This window comes from Pelorhabdus sp. sgz311001 (assembly GCF_055901755.1).
The window spans coordinates 129,019-147,225 of the sequence record NZ_JBVXUT010000001.1 but is presented as its reverse complement, the minus strand read 5'-3'; the positions used below and the strand labels follow the sequence as shown (position 1 = coordinate 147,225).

At 43.1% G+C, this 18,207-nt stretch carries 21 protein-coding genes; 4 read left to right on the top strand and 17 right to left on the bottom strand.

Translation table 11 applies throughout. The features are described 5' to 3' along the window. Positions 1–123: 123 nt before the first annotated feature. The 4 genes from AC0MXB_RS00870 to AC0MXB_RS00855 all read right to left on the bottom strand — a co-directional run bounded on the left by AC0MXB_RS00870 (position 124) and on the right by AC0MXB_RS00855 (position 4,070). Positions 124–1,185 (bottom strand): aldose epimerase family protein, encoded by a 1,062-nt coding sequence (locus AC0MXB_RS00870; RefSeq protein WP_474037550.1) that lies wholly within the window; start codon positions 1,183–1,185, stop codon positions 124–126. Beyond that, positions 1,186–2,190 carry a TRAP transporter substrate-binding protein gene (locus AC0MXB_RS00865; protein WP_474037548.1) on the bottom strand — a complete coding sequence of 335 codons (1,005 nt, stop codon included), beginning with the start codon at positions 2,188–2,190 and terminating at the stop codon, positions 1,186–1,188. Positions 2,191–2,281: 91 nt separating this feature from the next. Continuing rightward, positions 2,282–3,571 (bottom strand): TRAP transporter large permease, encoded by a 1,290-nt coding sequence (locus tag AC0MXB_RS00860; RefSeq protein WP_474037546.1) that lies wholly within the window; start codon positions 3,569–3,571, stop codon positions 2,282–2,284. A 1-nt stretch (position 3,572) separates the two neighbouring features. After that, positions 3,573–4,070 (bottom strand): TRAP transporter small permease, encoded by a 498-nt coding sequence (locus AC0MXB_RS00855; RefSeq protein ID WP_474037544.1) that lies wholly within the window; start codon positions 4,068–4,070, stop codon positions 3,573–3,575. 227 nt (positions 4,071–4,297) lie between these two features. Here AC0MXB_RS00855 and AC0MXB_RS00850 point away from each other — a divergent pair, with 227 nt between their 5' ends. Next, the gene (locus tag AC0MXB_RS00850; RefSeq protein WP_474037542.1) at positions 4,298–5,725 is read left to right on the top strand and encodes an ATP-binding protein; all 1,428 of its coding nucleotides are present in this window, start codon (positions 4,298–4,300) and stop codon (positions 5,723–5,725) included. Positions 5,726–5,818: 93 nt separating this feature from the next. Here AC0MXB_RS00850 and AC0MXB_RS00845 read toward each other — a convergent pair whose 3' ends face one another. The 4 genes from AC0MXB_RS00845 to AC0MXB_RS00830 all read right to left on the bottom strand — a co-directional run bounded on the left by AC0MXB_RS00845 (position 5,819) and on the right by AC0MXB_RS00830 (position 8,196). After that, complete coding sequence (locus AC0MXB_RS00845) at positions 5,819–6,067, bottom strand: hypothetical protein (RefSeq protein ID WP_474037541.1); 249 nt, start codon at positions 6,065–6,067, stop codon at positions 5,819–5,821. Between the two features lie 81 nt (positions 6,068–6,148). Then, a complete protein-coding gene (locus AC0MXB_RS00840; RefSeq protein WP_474037539.1) occupies positions 6,149–6,862 on the bottom strand; it encodes a DNA alkylation repair protein in 714 nt (237 codons plus the stop codon). 2 nt (positions 6,863–6,864) lie between these two features. After that, a complete protein-coding gene (locus AC0MXB_RS00835; RefSeq protein ID WP_474037538.1) occupies positions 6,865–7,698 on the bottom strand; it encodes a deoxyribonuclease IV in 834 nt (277 codons plus the stop codon). 24 nt (positions 7,699–7,722) lie between these two features. Beyond that, a complete protein-coding gene (locus AC0MXB_RS00830; RefSeq protein WP_474037537.1) occupies positions 7,723–8,196 on the bottom strand; it encodes a YbaK/EbsC family protein in 474 nt (157 codons plus the stop codon). Between the two features lie 118 nt (positions 8,197–8,314). Here AC0MXB_RS00830 and AC0MXB_RS00825 point away from each other — a divergent pair, with 118 nt between their 5' ends. Next, positions 8,315–8,872, top strand: coding sequence for a spore coat protein (locus tag AC0MXB_RS00825; RefSeq protein ID WP_474037536.1), 558 nt, complete (start codon positions 8,315–8,317; stop codon positions 8,870–8,872). Between the two features lie 73 nt (positions 8,873–8,945). Here AC0MXB_RS00825 and namA read toward each other — a convergent pair whose 3' ends face one another. From namA to AC0MXB_RS00810, 3 genes are all read right to left on the bottom strand, one after another. After that, the gene (gene namA, locus AC0MXB_RS00820; RefSeq protein ID WP_474037534.1) at positions 8,946–9,962 is read right to left on the bottom strand and encodes an NADPH dehydrogenase NamA; all 1,017 of its coding nucleotides are present in this window, start codon (positions 9,960–9,962) and stop codon (positions 8,946–8,948) included. A 93-nt stretch (positions 9,963–10,055) separates the two neighbouring features. Then, positions 10,056–10,583 carry an energy-coupled thiamine transporter ThiT gene (gene thiT / locus AC0MXB_RS00815; protein ID WP_474037532.1) on the bottom strand — a complete coding sequence of 176 codons (528 nt, stop codon included), beginning with the start codon at positions 10,581–10,583 and terminating at the stop codon, positions 10,056–10,058. Between the two features lies 1 nt (position 10,584). Further along, positions 10,585–11,322, bottom strand: a complete 738-nt coding sequence (locus tag AC0MXB_RS00810; protein WP_474037530.1) for a thiamine diphosphokinase — start codon at positions 11,320–11,322, stop codon at positions 10,585–10,587. A gap of 356 nt (positions 11,323–11,678) precedes the next feature. Between AC0MXB_RS00810 and AC0MXB_RS00805 the strand changes: the two genes are divergently transcribed. Next, positions 11,679–12,533 carry a hypothetical protein gene (locus AC0MXB_RS00805; RefSeq protein WP_474037528.1) on the top strand — a complete coding sequence of 285 codons (855 nt, stop codon included), beginning with the start codon at positions 11,679–11,681 and terminating at the stop codon, positions 12,531–12,533. A gap of 38 nt (positions 12,534–12,571) precedes the next feature. Here the strand turns inward: AC0MXB_RS00805 and AC0MXB_RS00800 are convergent, their stop codons facing one another. The 4 genes from AC0MXB_RS00800 to AC0MXB_RS00785 form a co-directional block, all read right to left on the bottom strand. Then, entirely contained in the window at positions 12,572–13,372 is an 801-nt protein-coding gene (locus AC0MXB_RS00800; protein WP_474037527.1) for a C39 family peptidase, read from the bottom strand. 94 nt (positions 13,373–13,466) lie between these two features. Then, entirely contained in the window at positions 13,467–14,651 is a 1,185-nt protein-coding gene (locus AC0MXB_RS00795; protein ID WP_474037525.1) for a sensor histidine kinase, read from the bottom strand. Further along, on the bottom strand, positions 14,611–15,306 hold the full coding sequence (locus AC0MXB_RS00790; protein WP_474037524.1) for a response regulator transcription factor: 696 nt from the start codon (positions 15,304–15,306) through the stop codon (positions 14,611–14,613). Before AC0MXB_RS00790 ends, AC0MXB_RS00795 begins: the two co-directional genes overlap by 41 nt. A 131-nt stretch (positions 15,307–15,437) precedes the next feature. Next, entirely contained in the window at positions 15,438–15,791 is a 354-nt protein-coding gene (locus AC0MXB_RS00785; protein WP_474037523.1) for a CGGC domain-containing protein, read from the bottom strand. Positions 15,792–15,974: 183 nt separating this feature from the next. Between AC0MXB_RS00785 and AC0MXB_RS00780 the strand changes: the two genes are divergently transcribed. Beyond that, positions 15,975–16,628 (top strand): TraR/DksA C4-type zinc finger protein, encoded by a 654-nt coding sequence (locus AC0MXB_RS00780; RefSeq protein WP_474037522.1) that lies wholly within the window; start codon positions 15,975–15,977, stop codon positions 16,626–16,628. 3 nt (positions 16,629–16,631) lie between these two features. Here AC0MXB_RS00780 and AC0MXB_RS00775 read toward each other — a convergent pair whose 3' ends face one another. Both AC0MXB_RS00775 and AC0MXB_RS00770 read right to left on the bottom strand, forming a co-directional pair. Continuing rightward, positions 16,632–17,660, bottom strand: coding sequence for a threonine aldolase family protein (locus AC0MXB_RS00775; protein WP_474037521.1), 1,029 nt, complete (start codon positions 17,658–17,660; stop codon positions 16,632–16,634). 190 nt (positions 17,661–17,850) lie between these two features. Then, positions 17,851–18,072 carry a hypothetical protein gene (locus AC0MXB_RS00770; protein WP_474037519.1) on the bottom strand — a complete coding sequence of 74 codons (222 nt, stop codon included), beginning with the start codon at positions 18,070–18,072 and terminating at the stop codon, positions 17,851–17,853. Between the last annotated feature and the right edge of the window lie 135 nt (positions 18,073–18,207).

Below are 18,207 nucleotides of genomic sequence, written 5' to 3'. Positions count from 1 at the left end.
ATTTTAACATTTTTCGACATTTAGGTATAAAGTCCCTGCCGCATTACAAAAAAAATCTGAAAATATTAAAAAGATCCTCCTGACGAAATTTATCATCAGGAGGATCTTTTTATCACGTATTTTCTAATCAGAGCTAAATTGATATACCGTCGTAGAGGTAAACTTTTGTTCTGGCAAAAGAATGGTACTGGGGAAATGTCCCTTATTAGGTGAGTCGGGAAAATGCTGTGTCTCTAGGGCCAGCGCACTACGACAAAGATAAGCCTTGCCGCCTTTCCCCGTGTCACGCGGCGCTGTTCCCGTTAAATAATTGCCAGAATAAAATTGCAAGCCCGGTTCAGTTGTGAAAATTTTCATCAACCTGCCACACTTTGGCTCATAGACCGTCGCTGCCAACGTCAAGGCGTCTGGCTCTGGTTTATTCAGCACCCAATTTAAATCATACCCCTTGCCATAGGCTAACTGTTCGTCTTGCCAGTCAATTCGTTCGCCAATGGTCCTAAGCTCCCTAAAATCAAAGGGCGTATCAGCAACAGAACGAATTTCGCCGGTGGGTATCAAATCTTTGCCTACCGGTGTAAAAAAATCACCATTAATAAGAAGTTGATGCCCTAAAATAGAAGGGTTCCCTTCGCCAGCTAGATTCCAAAAAGTATGATTCGTAAAATTAACAATCGTAGGCTGATCGGTGACGGCCTCATAGTCAAGGCGCAGTTCCCCTTGATCGGTCAAGCGATACTGGACTTTAAAATCACAAGTTCCGGGATAGCCTTCTTCGCCATCTTTAAAGGAATAAGTTAGACTCAAGCAATTTGCCGCTAGTTGGTTTGCCGTGAAAACAACAAAACGTGATCCGGCCACCCCGCCATGCAAATGATTTTTTCCGTCGTTTAGTGACAGCTGATAGCTTTTCCCTCGCAAGGAAAACATACCTGCACCAATCCGATTTGCAAAGCGGCCAATTGTCGCCCCCATAGAAGGCTGTCCGGCAAAGACATCGTCTAATGAATCATAGCCGAGAACAATATCAGCAAGCTTTCCCCGGCGATCTGGTGTTGTTAATGAAACCAGACGACCGCCATAATTTGTAATTTGCGCTTCAAATCCCAGCTGATTCGTTAACGTAAATAAAGCAACATCCTTGTCGGCAATACATGCCTTATAAGCCGCTTCCTGGAGTTCCATTTACTGTACCGCCTGAATTTGAGCAATCACGTCTTTATATTCAGGATAATTATTATACATTGGTTCTACTGCTTTGCGGAAAGGCGCTTTATCGGGGGTTGATATGATAACGCCTTTATTTTTCAACTCATTAATCGATTTTGTCGTGTAATCAGCCCATACTTGCTTTTGGAAAACACCCGAATCAATGGCTGCCTGCATCACAATTTTCTGATCTTCTGGTAAAAGTGTATCCCATACCTTTTTACTCATAATGACAACTTCTGGAACCATAGCATGTTCATCAAGTGAAAAGTACTTACAGACTTCATAATGTTTTGCTGACCAAAGGCTCGGCGGATTATTTTCTGCACCGTCAATAATGCCTGTTTGTAACCCACTATAAACTTCACCATAGCCCATAGCAGTTGCTGAAGCGCCTAAAGCATTGACCATATCCACAAAAATCTTACTTTGTTGAACGCGAATCTTTTGACCTTGCGCATCAGCTGGTGAATTGATTGGTTTATTCTTGGTATAAAAACTCCGCGCTCCAGAATCATAGTAAGCCAAGCCGATAAGATTGCTCTTTTCCATTTCCTTCAACATGTTCTTGCCAATATCGCCATCTAATACCTTCCAGAAATGTGTTGCATCACGGAATAAAAAGGGCATGGAAAGAACGCCCATATTCGGTGAAAAACTAGCTAGCGGCGCTGAATTAACACGACTGATGGCGATGGTCCCCATTTGGGTCATTTCAATCGTTTCTTTTTCGCCCCCTAATTGACCACCGGAATAAACTTGCATTTTAATTCGCCCCTGCGTTCTTTCGTCCAGAAGCTGGGCCATTTTTTTCAAACCGAGTACGGTAGGATAATCATCGGGCTGATTGTCAGCTGCTTTGAAAACAATCTCTTTCTTTTGTACTGGCGCTTGTGAAGAGGAGCCACAGCCAACAAGCAATGCCGTCGCTGCAAAAACTCCCAGGATCCCTGCTGTCATCCATTTTAAGTGTTTCATCATGCACCCTCCTTTTGTAAGTAGCCCCAAACCATCAGTGACGTCTATTCCCTCCTTTATATTGAATTAAGTTGGACTGCTTCGCCAGCTCGCCTCAAGGCATAAACAGTTTCGGCAAAGTCATAGTCACGGCCGGAACATAGGTTACGAGCAGCAAAACAATAATTAAAACCGGAATAAATAATAAAATAGCCTTAACTGTGCTTTCCAATGTACATTTCGCAATAGCACACCCCACAAAAAGAGCTGTACCGACTGGCGGGTGAACTAAACCAATTGATAAGTTTAACAACAGCATAATGCCAAAATGAACTGGGTCCATACCAATACTTATAGCTATGGGCAGGAAAATAGGCGTTAGAATCAAGATAGATGCCGCCATATCCATAAAAAAGCCAATAATCAATACAAAGAGATTAATAATTAAAATAACATAAGCAGGGTCACGCGTAACCGAAGCAATCCCGCTAGCAATCGTTTGCGGAATATGTTCATAAGCCATAATCCAGCCAAAGGCCGATGAAGTAGCCACCAGAAAAAATACCATACCACAAGTAACAGCGACCTTTTCCAAAATCTCTGGCAGAGCTGACCATTTCAATTCTTTGTAATAAAATACCGTAAGCAATAGCGCATAGACACAAGCAATGGCCCCAGATTCTGTCGCGGTAAATATTCCTGAAACAATGCCGCCAACAATAATAATCGCTACAGTCAAACTAAGAAAACCGTCTTTTAAAGCCAGCCACGTTTCTTTTAAACTACGCGCTGGTTCTTTGGCATAATTGCGCTTTACAGCAAGAAAATAGCTGACCGCCATCAAACCTAACGCAATAAGCAATCCTGGAATATAACCCGCCAAAAACATGGCGCCAATTGATACCGTTCCGCCAGCCGCTACGGCAAAAATGATCGCATTATGGCTTGGCGGCAAAATAATACCTGTCGTCGAAGAACAGACGGTAACAGATACAGCAAAATCCTTCCCATAGCCTTTTCGTTCCATCATCGGAATTAATACAGGGCCGACAGAAGCTACATCCGCTACAGAAGATCCAGTAGTTCCGCCGAAAAACATGCTTGCTACAATATTAACCATAGCTAAACCGCCGCGCATGCGCCCTACAAGAACATTGGCAAAATCTACAATGCGTCGAGCAATCCCGCCTTGTGACATAATATGACCCGCCAAGATAAAAAAGGGGATTGTCATGAGCGGAAACGAATCCAGTGAGGCTACCATTCTTTGCGCCAGCGGTGTAAGCGGAATATCGGAATAAAAACAAGTTATCAGCGAAGAAATTCCTAAACTAAAAGCAATCGGTATGCGAAGCACCATTAACAGAATAAATGATCCAAGTAGTACTACAACTCCTAAATCCACTTTACTCCCCCCCGCCTTGCCGCAACAATCGCACGAGTCTTTCCAGAGAAAAGATCAGAATTAAAGCAAAGCTCACAGGTAATGCCGCGTAAACGTAAGCAACAGGAATATGAAGCGCTGGCGAGGTTTGCTGCAAAGTGAGTTCCACCATGGAAAGTCCTTCATTAAATAAAATGCCTGTATACGTTAAAATCAATATGTATTTTAAGATAGCTAAAGGGTGCTGCAACACCTGCGGAAATAAATCGGCAAAATAATGCAGAGCCATGTGAGAATTGCGACGGACGCCGACGGCAATTCCTATCATGCCAAACCAAATCATTAGATACACAGCTAATTCTTCCGACCAAGGCGGCGTATACTTTAAAACATAACGTTGAAACACTTGATAGGACACTAGGGCAACCATTGTTATAGTAAGAACAACCATAACGAATTCAGCAGTCCTTGCTAAATAACCAATGGGGCCATGAAACTCCTCTACTTCCTCGCTTTTCATAAAGGAAACCTCCTTCTTGGTTAGCTTTCTCCCTGCAAGTTAATTCACTTAATTAATTATATATTTTGATAATTATATTTTTTTTAAGAAATTCCTGCTGACTCGTTTGAATTTTTTGTATAAATTATTGCCGACTTTGTTTTGCCATAAACAAGGAAATACCTCAAACTAAATCGAAATCTGTATCATTAAATAATTTGATATTTCTAGAAATGAGCGATCTTCCTATGATCCTACCGTCTTGGCCGCACCGCAATTGGACGCAAATCCCCTTCATTTTGCTTGTTGTCGGCCTTTCTCTGCTGATTCGAAAAACATTCTTAGCGCAATTAGGCGCCACTCTGCCTTACGTAACTTTTTATCCTGCCGCTTTTTTAGCCGCTCTTTTCGGTGGATTTCGCGCGGGGGTAGCCGCCACGCTTTGTTCTTTAATCGCTGCTTATATTTTTATTATTGATATCCGAGCTATTCCGAGTTTCAGGATCATTGACTATGTGATTCAAGCTGCTTTCCCACTAATTTCTATTGCCAACTCGTATTTAATCGAAAAAATTTATCTGATACGCGATCGTGATCGAAATCATTCCCAAGACTTGCTGAAAGTCAATCAAGATCTATTACAACAAAAAACTAACTATCAAGCTTTAGTGGAAAATCTCCCCTTTCTAATTATTCGATTAAATAAAAACCTAGACTTTTTATATGTGAATCCTTTATTTGAACAAGAAACCGGTAAGACACTGATTGAGCTTACGGAAAACGCTTGGTCTGTTTTAGGCATTCCTACTGATACATTTACAGCCTTTCAGCAGCATGCTCAAACTGTCTTTAAGACAAACCAAACCATCCAGTATGAAACTTCACTCAATTTATCGAAAGGGCAAAGCCACTATGCTGTATCAATCATTCCTGAAGGCGGCAGCGATTACAAAACAGAAACAGTCTTAGTTGTAGCCAGAGACTTAACGGAAGAAAAGCAGTTACAAAAAGAATTAATCCGTTTAGATCGGCTAAATATCATCGGCGAGATGGCGGCAAGCATTGGTCATGAACTGCGTAATCCGCTAACGACGATTAAGGGCTATTTACAATACTTTTCAAGTCGAAATACCTATCCCCAGCATAAAGAACAATTTGCAACAATGATCGAAGAATTAGATCGAGCCAATGCCATCATTACCGAATTTTTATCGCTCGCTAAAAACAAGGCAATTACTCTTGAAATAACCAATCTAAATGAAAATATCGAAGCAATCCTGCCGTTGCTGCAAGCCGAAGCCAATCTTTCAGAACATACGATTCAGTTGGAACTAGAATCGCTTCCGGCGCTTTTACTTGATAAAAAGGCCATTCGCCAAGTTCTCCTAAATCTTGTCCGCAATGCCTTAGAAGCCTCACCGCCAGGCGCTCCTATTCTAATAAAAACAACGGCCGAAACAGACGGTATCCGCTTATCTGTTCGCGATTTCGGCCTTGGTATTCCCCCAGACATTATGGAAAAGTTAGGAACCCCCTTTGTGACCACCAAGGACAATGGAACAGGCCTTGGTTTATCTGTCTGCTATCGAATTGCCGACCGCCATCACGCTAAACTAGAAATCACGACAAGTCGTAAAGGAACGATGATTGCCGTAAAATTTCCACCGCCGACTTAAACTTTGCTATGTAAAAGGGACCTGCAACGAAAGTTGCAAGTCCCTTTTACGCTTTTTCCTAGGTTGTTAAAACTGTTTATAGTTTAGTTGTTACTAATGGTCCTCATGAAGAACCTGCCGAATAAAAAACATCGTATCCACAGGCGAGGTTTTTGCTTCATAGCCTAATTCCAAAAACAAATTTCTTACAAATTCGCCCTCAGTCTCAGAAACTGCTTGGACAGTTTTCATTTCCCTAAGGACTTGTTTCAATTCACCGCTATCCATCAAATCCATAATTTTGCGGCCTTTATCAAGACCAATCAAGAACAGAAAAATAGCAACTTTTCGTACGTTATTCATAGAAAGTAATCCTCTCACTATTAAACAAGTTCATTGATTCATGCTGCAGCGTAGCGCAAATTCCGCCTTTAGCGCTAGTCCTCAGCGTTGTTTTTTGGACTTAGCGCTAGGTCGCTTCATGGCGCGAATCGCAGCTTTCGTTTCCGGGGAAATACGATAAGATTCAGTAATTTTCTGCAGTGCTTTATTATAGGTAAAATCATCTAACTGATTGGCTTGAAGATATTCATTTGTTGCATCAGGTAAATGAATATAACAAAGTGATAACGCCCAAGCTACCGCCATTTTTACATAATAGCCCTCATGGCTGATTTGATCAAATAGCGAAAAAATCTGCGGCAAATAGGCTTCTTCAATATAAAACTCTAAGATCATAACGACAGCAAAACGCACCTCATATTCTTGCTGTGAAAAAAAGTAAGGCTGTAGAAAAGTCCAGACAGCCGCTTTATGGTCGTGAGTAAATTTTAATCCGCCGCAGAAACTATCACAGACAGACCAGCTATGAATTTTCGGTACAAAAGCAGTCACATAAGCAAATCTTTCCGGCAACTCCATGGGAGCATAACCGATCACCATTCCCTGTACCATTACTTCTTCAAAGTAATCACTCGGCGCTTGCGCCAAAAAGGAGCGCCAATCGCCGCGAGCAATTTCTTTGGCTAACTGTCGGAGCTTAGGCAACCGTACTCCCAGAATCGTTTCTGCTGCAAGGTTAGGCAGCAAAGAAGCTGAAAAGTTCTGGTAGTCCTTCTCCGCCAAGCACAAAAGTTTTTCCCGTAAATTTTCCGTCATCGTTATACCTCGTACAGCGAACGCAACAAAGCGATTTCAGCGGCATACCCTTCATTATCATTAGGCGTTTCCAGGAAAAATGGCAAATGCTTCAGTTTAGGATGATTAATAATACGTTGAATGGCAGGCAGACCTAATGCTCCTTCACCGATTTTTTCATGGCGATCTTTATGACTGGCAAAAGGATTTTTACTGTCATTTAGGTGAATTGCTTTCAATTTTTCTAGTCCAATCACCGCATCGAATTCGCTGAGTACACCATCAAGATTATTCACAATATCATAACCAGCATCATAGACATGGCAGGTATCAAGGCAAACACCTAGTTTTCCAGATAGCTTCGTCAATTCAATAATCGCTTGTAATTCCTGAAAAGTACTGCCAACTTCAGAGCCTTTTCCCGCCATCGTTTCAAGTAACACTGTCGTAGTCATAGTCTCTGTCATTGTCCTATTTAATAACGCAGCAATCAGCGAAATACCTGCTTCTATGCCTTGTCCTACATGACTGCCGGGATGAAAATTATAATAATTATGGGGCGTATACTCCATGCGGTTTAAATCATCCGTCATGGTCCGAAAGGCAAAATCCCTTACTTTTTCATCGGCCGAACAAGCATTGAGCGTATACGGCGCATGAGCCAACAAGGTCGTAAATTCTTGCTTCTTAGCCAAAGTTAGAAATTTGGTAACATCCGCTTCATTAATCTCTTTTGCCTTGCCGCCCCGGGGATTGCGGGTAAAAAATTGAAAAGTATTGCCGCCTAGGGCGACAGCTTCTTTTCCCATATGAAAATATCCCTTAGCGGCTGACAAATGACAACCTATATTTAGCATAATCTTTTTCCTTCCCTGACTTTTCTATTCTTGCCAGCCTTTACACACATCAACCCATTCCTGGCACTTTGCATAGTTTTCTAGTTCAGGAATTGTTAGCTCAATGGCGCTATTGGCACTGCCACAAGCAGGAAATACAGTGGTAAAGCGCTTCAAAGATACATCCATATATACTGGAATGCCTGTATTTATACCAAAGGGGCAGACACCGCCGACGGCGTGACCAACTAATGGTTCCACTTCGTCAAAACCTAGCATTTTCGCTTTTTCTCCAAAGAATTCTTTATATTTACGATTATCAATTTTAGCATCACCAGCGGCAACTACAAGCAATACACTCTCGCCGGATCGAAACGACAGGGTTTTGGCAATCCGCTCTGGCTCACAATGCAAGGCCTGCGCTGCTAATTCGACTGTCGCACTTGATTCAGCCAGCTCTAATACGCGTTCCGTCATGCCAAATTGTTTAAAATAATTTTTTACCCGATCAATTGACATAGAAACCTCCTGAAAAGCTTGTTTTGTTTATCATTATAGCATTGCACTAAAGAGGGTACAATCTGCATGATCTCCTTTCCGGCGGGAATAATAAGAAAAAATCAAAGGAGGCCATTCTATGCCATTGAGTCAAAAAGAAAAACAGTTGCTGCAAGATCAAAAATCGCATGAAGAAGTCTGTATCAAAAAATATCAAGCTTACGCCAATCAGGCAACCGACCCGCAGCTTCAGCAGTTATTTCAGTCTTTCGCTCAAAAAGAACAAACCCATTTACAGACTATTAACTCCCTCTTACAAGGTCAGACTCCCGCTATGAATCAAACATCAGCAAGTAACTCCGCCCAGAATCAAAGCTCGTCCGCATCATCCGGCCAAGCTACTTCATCCAGTCAGTCTGGAACATCAAACAGTCAAGCTTCGACGACTTCGTCCAAGGCAAGCACAACATCACAAAATACTTCTACCGCAACTACTGCCTCTAAAGAAGATGCAACGCTTTGCTCTGATATGCTTATGACTGAAAAATATGTTTCCGGCGCTTACAATACAGCAATCTTTGAGTTTACTAATCCCCAAATTCGTCAGACTTTAAATCATATTCAAAAAGAAGAACAAGAACATGGCGAAGGCTTATTTCAGTATATGAATAGCCACAATATGTACCAGGTTCAGTAATATAAATGGTTATAATCTCAGTAAAAGAAGCACTGCTAAAATTTATTCTAGCAGTGCTTCTTCTTATGCTCACTTAGCGGTAACGACTCCGTTCATAAGGCTTTGGCCAAATAATGTCTTCTCTCAGTTCATGGGCGGTAGCAAGCGGCCAGTAGGGATTTCGAAGCAATTCCCGTCCCAAAAACAGCAGATCAATCCCCCCTTTAATGATCTGTTCGGCTTGAACCGCCTCGGTAATAAGACCACCGCCAATAACAGGAAGTCCCGTAAGTTCTTTGATTGTCATAGCAAAGCCGATTTGATAGCCAGGATAGGCTTTAGGCGCAAGGGGCGTCACAGCACCAGAGCTCACATCAATAAGATCAATTCCCTTTTCTTTCACCAAATTCAGCATAACAGCAATATCTTCTGGAGTATTTCCTGCAGTATCATAATCGTGAGCTGATACACGCACAATGAGCGGCATTTCAGCTGGAATCACCCGACGGACAGCCTCAATGACTTCGCCTAAAAACCGAGCTCGATTTTCCGGCGATCCGCCATATTCATCGTTTCGTTGATTGGCTAATGGCGAAAGAAACTGATTAAGAAGATAGCCGTGAGCTCCGTGAATTTCAATAGCATCAAACCCCGCCGCCACAGCCCGGCGCGCCGCTTGAGCAAAATTCATTGTAATTACCTGAATTTCCATTTTAGACAAAGCCTGTGGCATCCGATCTTCTGGCCCAAAGGGCACTGCGGACGGCGCTACAGGCAGAAGTGACTCCACTTGACTTTTCCGTCCCGCATGGTTTAATTGAATAGCAATTTTACTGTTATATTTGTGAACTTCCGTTACAATCCGGCGCAAATTCGTCACTTGCTCATCATCCCATAGACCTAAGTCCTGTGAAGAAATTCGACCGCCTGGCTCCACTCCCGTCGCTTCTATGATAATCAATCCCGCTCCGCCAACTGCCCGGGATGTATAATGGACAAAGTGCCAATCTGTCGCCTTACCATCAGCCAAAGCTGAATATTGGCACATAGGAGCCATCACAATGCGGTTTGCCAGAGTCATTTTTTTTAGCTGAAATGAATGAAAAAGCATAAGAAAGCCCCCTCGATAATCATTTTCTATAGCTTTCACTTCGCTACAAAAATATTCTATCCTGCTATTCTAGCAAAAATTCCCCATAAAATTTTATTTTCCCACTGTCATTTGATGAATGAGCCGTTTCGTCGGCAAAACGATTAAGAATAACAAGCAAATAAGGAGCTCTGGTACAAGGTAAGTGGCATTAAACACAAAAGAATACCAGTAAGGTGACATGTCTGGCGGTGCGTAGCTAGCAAAGAAAACAGCACCTGAAATAAAATGACAAAACAACCGTCCGCTGCAACCAACTACCGCTCCCAGCAAAGGTTTCGTTTTAAAATATCCTGCTAATCCTAGCGCCATATAGGGTAAGGGATAATCAAAGAGAACCTGTATGGGATGGAGTATATAGGGATCTTGTAGCAAATTAATCAGGCCGTAAACAAATCCGCCTAGGTAACCACCTATCGGCCCGTAGGCATAAGCAAGAAACAGCAGTGGCAACATGCCACCTAACGTAATGCTGCCGCCTTGGGGCATATGATACAGACGGAACACATGTAAAATAACAGTCAGAGCCACCATCAACCCCACATGAACGATCATTCGGACCGTAATGATTGGTTTTCGCATATTAATATTTTCCTTCTTTCCGTTCCCAATTCAAATAGACGCCTAAGGCGCCTTCGCCAAGACTGACCTCAACTAGGTTTTCCGTGTCGTCCCTAGCTTGACTGCGATTACTAATCGCATAAGGCAGAGAATTTTTTAAGAGAACCTCTGTTAACGGCCAATGAACCCCAGCAATCGAAACGTCCTTGCAAATAGGTGCTAACGGCAGCAGTGATATTACGGATGGGTTCTCAGCAAACTCCAAAGATACCGTTTCTCCTCCAGCAAGCAGCAGCAAAACTTCCTGCTCATCAGCGATTCCTAGCGTGCAAAGCCCTTGTTCTTTAAACCCCTGCAACGAATATACATTGCTAAAGGCATGATCAAAGCGGCCGCCCCATCCGCCTGTCAACAAAACTGCGTAGCCACTATTGAGCTGCTTCGCCCGCTGCAGGGCTAATTGCAAATCTGTTAAATCTTTTTCCGGCGGATGAACTTCGATTGGTATAGCGAGCTTCGTCGCCCAACACCAGCCTGCTTCTGTCGCACTATCGCCATCACCAATCAACCGTTCTGGCTGGACGCCGCTATTTCTACAACTATCAACACCGCTATCAACAGCCCATACCGAAAACCTTGGCGCAACTTGCTTCAACCAATTCTTGTCAGGCTTTCTCCCGCCAGCTACAATAAGCAGTTGATACTTAGGCAACGTTCTACTAAATGTACACCGGACCTGCGGTAAATCTAAAACGCTCAATACGTTTCCTCCTGGTCATCCCTAATCCAATCTACTATTCTTACTTCTAGAAATAGTGAGTAGAGAGCATCGCAATCACGATTTTATTCGACGACAACCGATAATCCCCTGTTTTTCTTTGGTAATCCATTTAAATCAATTTTAACTTAAACTAACTAAAACAATTTCGCTAAAAGAAATAGGTTGGTTTTAATCTTGTTATATTCAGTTATTCTAGAAAAATATTGCATCATGAGAAAAAGCATTTTATAATAAAAAAGAAATAATTGCACAATGAAGTGCCGACAGAAACATTCTGTCGGCACTTTTTTTAATACCGCCCATATAAAACACATCACCAAAGGAGGCTATTTCTCATGAAGCATCCAGCTACAGCACTAGCCTTACTCCCTGCCCCTGGTAATGGACTCGGCCTTCTCTTTATGGAAGACGCCTTAGCACTGCCTAAACAAGTAGTTTCGGCGGTCGAAACAAACGCCGAGACCGCTTTACCTGTGATTACACCCTTGCACAGGCGTCTTACTTCCCTTTACCTCGCCAACCCATTTTGGAACGACTTTCGCCTGCTAAATTATTTTGAAAAACAGGGTATCCCTTTAACTCATAGTAAGCTGAAACAACTGAAACAAGAGTGTTCCTTAGAAGACCGCGACTCCGTCTGCGCCACCTTAATCCATCTGACCACAGAGGGCGGGCTAGAGTTAACAGAAAATCAGCTTCGCTTTATTGAGCGAACAAGGCCGGAATTTCGTGATCGAGATATACGCCCCCAAAAACCAGGTGAAGTACTACTGTATAAACGACTATTCGGCCGCGGCCTTGGCAGCTTTGGTCGTCTCTACTTTCATACCTTTGTTGATATGTATACCAAACAAGCTATTAGCCACCTAAGTCCCTATCGTACCATCGCGGCTGGAAAAAAAGTCTTCGAAACTCATATTTTGCCTGCCTATCGCGCCCAAAACTATCCAGTACTGACTGTTTTTCATTCCACGCAGGACAATAATGACTTAAAAGAATATCAAAGCATTATCAAGCAAGACTTTCCTGCCAAAACGCCAGATTGGCTCCTTACCGACCGCAGTTTCGGCATCATCGAAAAACTAGAGCACTATCTTGTTCAAAAAGGCTTATTCAGTAAAACACCAGAATCCTTCGCCGCATTACAGCATTGCATTGATCAGTGGCTGGAGGATTTCCCCAGCCACTGATGTCTCTCTGCTATATAATGATTTAGATCCGATTAAAATCATAATTGGGAAGGTTTAGCTACAAGCCACTGCTGTCTTTGCTGATCTTTGGGCAGCATATGAGCGTCAAACCACATATAAAAGAACTTTTCTGCTGGCATAACAACGTAGCCATCCTGCCAATGATCGGCTGTATCATATGAGTCAGCCAATATGACTACATCATCAGCAACCGTGTCGGTTCCTAAAGTGTCATAGCCAATGATTGCGCGCCAATGACCGCCCCAATCAATATTTTCTACAAGCACGGGCGTATTTTCTTTTAAATTTTCCACGACAAAATCTTTAAATTCTTTTGGTGAAGCAAAGGTCGTACCATCCTTACCAGCACTTGTCAGGCTTGACTTTACATCCCAGCCGATTTTCTTAAAAAACGTAACCATGCCTTTCGTATCTGTGCCGACTTCCGGCTTGGTTCCCATAATTTTGGCAATCTCTAATTCATTCCAACTGGTATTGTCAAAGTGATACAGCACCGTTAACGCAGCCGCAGGACCGCAAGTAATTTCGGTTGTCTGCTGATAGGTCTTATAATTTGTTAAAATCGTAAGAGTTTCTGATGATTTCATATGGTAGAAATCAAGCTTTGTATAGTAAGGTGAATTTTTAACATTCCCGATTCCCTGATAGGCAGAAGCACCTTCCTTTGTTGTGTCAAAGCCGCTTGGATAAGGTATTACAGAACTTTCTACCATCGAATTAGCGATTTCGCCGGAAGCCGCCGCTACCCCAGCGCCAAAAACTCCATAAACGCCTAGAGTTACGGCCAAAAGAACTGTTCCCCATACTTTATTACGCATCAAATCACTCCTTTCTAGATTTACTATTCGCCTAAAATTTTGCAAACTCCTGTAGCGGTCTTGCCAACAAGAAACCGCTTAATTACATGCGGTTTTATTTTTCGCAAGGAAGCAAAACTTGAAATAGACTACCTTCACCGGCTACACTTTCCACTCGCACTTGTCCGCCGTGATTTTCCACAAGCTGCTTTACAATTGCCAGCCCAATACCGGAACCGCCACTTTTACGATCTCGCGATTTATCACCGCGGTAAAAGTGATCAAATACATGAGGCAGATCTTCCGGCGAAATGCCTGGTCCATGATCTTTTACCGTAACCTTTAGCCACGAAGCTGTTTTCTCTGCCAGAAGCGAAGCCGCCACCTCAATTTCTCCGTCTGACGGTGAATACCGAATGGCATTTCCTAAAATATTATAGAAGACCTGACACATCCGGTCTACATCCACTGTAACCTGCGGTAAGTTTTCCGCCAAAATCAGATTAATACTTAGGTGTTTTTCTTCCGCTAACGGTCGCAGCATCGAAACAGTTCTAGTAAGTAGCTGACTCAAATCAATAGATTCTTTCTCCAAAACCAATTGGCGAACTTCTGCTAAAGATAAATCGCGCAAATCCCGTATCAAGCGATTTAAACGAACAGCCTCTTCATGCAGCGAGCTCAATTGTTCCTTGTTCGGTGCAATAACTCCGTCAACCATGGCCTCCAGATTCCCCTGGATAATTGCCAGTGGCGTCCGCAGTTCGTGGGCAATATTAGCGAGCAGTTGCCGTCTTAACTGATTGTTTGCCGCAAGGGTTTCCGACATGCGATTAAAGATCACAGCCAAATGACCCACCTCGTCATTTGCTGTAACTTGAACCGTTTCGCCTAAATGGCCTTGCTCAATCTGTTGGGCCGCCTGACTGAGTTTCCGCAAGGGAATCGTAATACTGCGGGCTAATAAATAGCTGACAGCCAACGCGACAAGCAGAATAATCAACCCCACCCAAACAAGCGATTGATGAACCGATGATAAAAAAACATCCTCTAAGGGACCCATTAAGATAGCTTGTCCCGACTGACCATTCATACTATGAAGCATCGGTCCGCCATGATTCATCTGCAGTTGCTGCCCGACTAAATACTCCTGAAACAATTGCGTCATCTGATAATTAGCTAGATAAATTAGAACTAAGACCGTTACAGCCACGATGAAAAAAGTTAAGCCTGTGATGCGGTAGGTTATGCTCTGTAGCTTATTCATAGCTGCCACTGGCAAATTTGTAGCCAACTCCATACACCGTCAAAATCCACTGCGGTTCGCGGGGATTTTCCTCCAGCTTGCGGCGAAGATTCTTAATATGAGCGTCAATCGTCCGTTCATACCCTTCAAAACTATAACCCTGGATTTGTTCAACAATTTGTAAGCGGCTAAAAACTTTACCAGGATTGGCAGCGAAAAGCTCCAGCAATTTAAACTCTGTCGGCGTTACCTCAATAAGCTGATCACCTTTCTTTACTTGATAGCCCACAAGATCCACGGTCAATTGACCAAGTCGAATCGCTTCTCGACCCGATACTTCTTTATAAGAACGTCGTAAAATGGCCTTTGCCCTAGCTACGACTTCTTTCGGACTAAAGGGCTTCGTCACATAATCATCGGCGCCAATCTCCAATCCAACTAGCCGATCACTTTCTTCATCCCTAGCTGTCAACATGAGAATCGGTAAATCGCTTTCCCGCCGGATCTTCCGACAGACTTCCCAACCATCAAGACCTGGCAGCATCAAATCAAGAATCATAATATCAGGCTTTTTTTCTCTGGCGGCATTTAAAGCATCAAGGCCGTTAGCCGCCTTATAAACAGTAAAACCTTCTCGATCAAAATAGGTTTGCAAAAGCTGCACGAGCTTTATATCATCATCAACAAGTAAAACCGAATAGGAAGCCAACTTGCATCATTCCTCCTTATTGCCCCGCATCATTTCCTGGTAGGTTTGTAATTCTCTTATTCTTCTTATCATAGCAGGCAATTATGAAAAACTCATGAAGAAATTCTGCCAAGCTGCTAATTTCTTCTATTTTATCTTACTTCACCACGTTCCAAAATCAAAGCAGTCTTTGTTTCGCCAACTTCCTGACCGTGAGTATACCCGACAACAGTAAAATCTTGTGCTAGCCTATTAGCCCACGCTTCATAGTTAGGATCTTTGCCTCTCACACAAGAAGAAAGATGTACTACATCAACCTCTTTTTTCTTTAAGGAAGCAATTTTCTTTTCCATATCGCCGCCGTTATGGGTAAAAGCGACAAGTTCTACTTCTTCCATCCCTTTATAGCGGGCAAAAGAATCCTGCCGCTGAAAGAAGGCCTTCATACAACCGCTGCCAGTACACCGCTGCAGCGTTTCTTCTCTTACAATAATTGCAATCTTCATAGTAAGTTCTCCCTTCTTTTTGAAAAAAGTTTTAATTAGATTCATCATAGCAAAAACGGCGACGCCAAACTATGACTTTCATCACACTCTAAGACGCCCAAATACAAGCATAAAAGTCAGCTAAAGTTCAAAACTAAAGAAGATCACTTTGACCTTAATCTACTGAAAAAGGGAGGATACTTTATGGATCACCATGCTTTAATTAAAGAAAGACTATTAAAATCCCAAGAAGCGTTACTACAAACTGCTAGCCGCCTGGAAGAAACCGGCCTTGGCGACACACTAGCAGATTCACTTGGCGAGCTTTCCTTATATGACAACCATCCTGGCGACATTGGCGATGAACTATTCGAACGTAGCAAAGATTTAGCTTTAAGAGACAATGAAGCGCTAGAACTCCGTGAAATTGAAGCAGCCCTGGCAAGATTAGAGCAAGGAACTTATGGCATTTGCGAACGCTGCCAAGAAAAAATTGAACCAGAGCGACTAGAGGCCCTGCCAACTGCCGCACGCTGTATTCGCTGCCAACACGAAATCGATGTCATTGATACGACACCCCGACCATTAGAAGAAGAATTGCTCATGCCGCCTTTCGGTCGTACTTTTTTAGATCATGACTCCGATGAAAACGTAGGTTTTGACGGCGAGGACGCCCTCCAAGCTGTATTAAAATTCGGCAGTTCCGATACACCGCAAGATGTCTCAGGAACAAGAACATTTGATGTATGGCCTGACAACGAAGAAAAAGCCGGACTGGTAGAGGCAACAGACGCCATCCCGGCTAGCATCGATGGAAAAAGGAACCATTCCAACGGGCCAAAACAAAACAGAAAGTAAAAATCAACCTAAATCTTGAATTAAACTGTCCACATCGGACTGTTTTGTGGCCCAACTGGTACAAAAGCGCACGGCACTATGAGTCTCATCAATCTTTTCCCAAAAAGAATAGGAGTATTTATCCGCTAGTTTAGCTAACAGCATATTAGGCAAAATGGGAAACTGCTGATTCGTCATCGAGTCATAGCGAAAGGCAAAGCCCTGGCGCTCGCAGGCTTGCCGAATTAGCATGGCCATAGCGACAGCATGATGGGAAATCTCGCAGTAAAGGCCATCTTCAAACAACGTTTCAAATTGAATTCCCAGCAGTCGCCCTTTTGCGAGCATACCGCCGCGCTGTTTTATACTATAGCGAAAATCCTGCTTGAGTACATCATTCGTAATGACAACAGCCTCGCCAAACAGAGCGCCGACTTTCGTACCGCCAATATAAAACACATCACAAAGTGCAGCAATATCCGGTAAAGTCAAATCACTGCCTGGAGCCGCTAAACCATACCCCAGCCTAGCGCCATCAAGAAACAGCGGTAGGCCGCATTCATGGCAAACCTTACTTAAAGCGCGTAGCTCCGCCTTCGTGTAAGTCGTGCCATTTTCCGTGGGGTGGGAAATATAAACAAGCCCAGGCTGCACCATATGCTCGAACGAAGCATCATTTTTATGCGCCTCATAAAGCTCTTTTACTTGCTGCGCTTGAATCTTGCCATCATCACTTGGCAGCGTCAATACCTTGTGTCCAGTCGCTTCAATGGCCCCTGTCTCATGTACGGCAATATGACCATTCTCGGCTGCTACCGCCCCTTGATGGGGCCGCAGAATTGATGCAATGACAGTCGTATTGGTCTGTGTTCCGCCAACTAGAAAATGCACATCAGCGCTTTCGGCCTGGCAAGCCTTACGAATATACCCTCTTGCTCTCTCACAATGTTCATCGACGCCATAGCCCGGCGTTTGTTCCTGATTTGTCGTCATTAGACGCTGCATAATACGCTCGTGGGCGCCTTCCGTATAGTCACATTCAAAACGTATCATATGTATCCCTCAATCAAGTTTTATTTTGCGTCTTTCTACCAAAAGAACTGCAACAATCTGTTATTTCGCGAAAAATCGGCTAAGTCCTATCACTAGCATAAAACTATACATGGCGCCGCAAAATGCATCCCCATCAAAAAACAGCGCCGCTCTAAGAAAATATCTAGAGCGGCGCTGCCTAATTTATTATTCAAAGATTGATTTTCTGAATCTCCTCATCCAACTCTTGAGACATGGATTGCACGTCAGCTTCCGTAGGCAAATCTATCGTTTTTTGATCTTCCGTATCATCAGGATTATCGAAAACCATAAAACCTGAGCCATCTTTATATTCATAGATTCCTTCCAATACATAGCCTAAATCACGATATTTGACGGCTTCGCTAATGAAACTGCTGCCATTTGCTTTCATAAATATCCCCTCCTCAAACGAGTGTTAACTACAAGGTTATGTCGGATAAACTAGTGACTATTTTGTGACTGGTTTACGACTTCTCTTCTTGTCTTAAGACTAACACTCGCCATATAAAAAGGGGATAAAACTTCC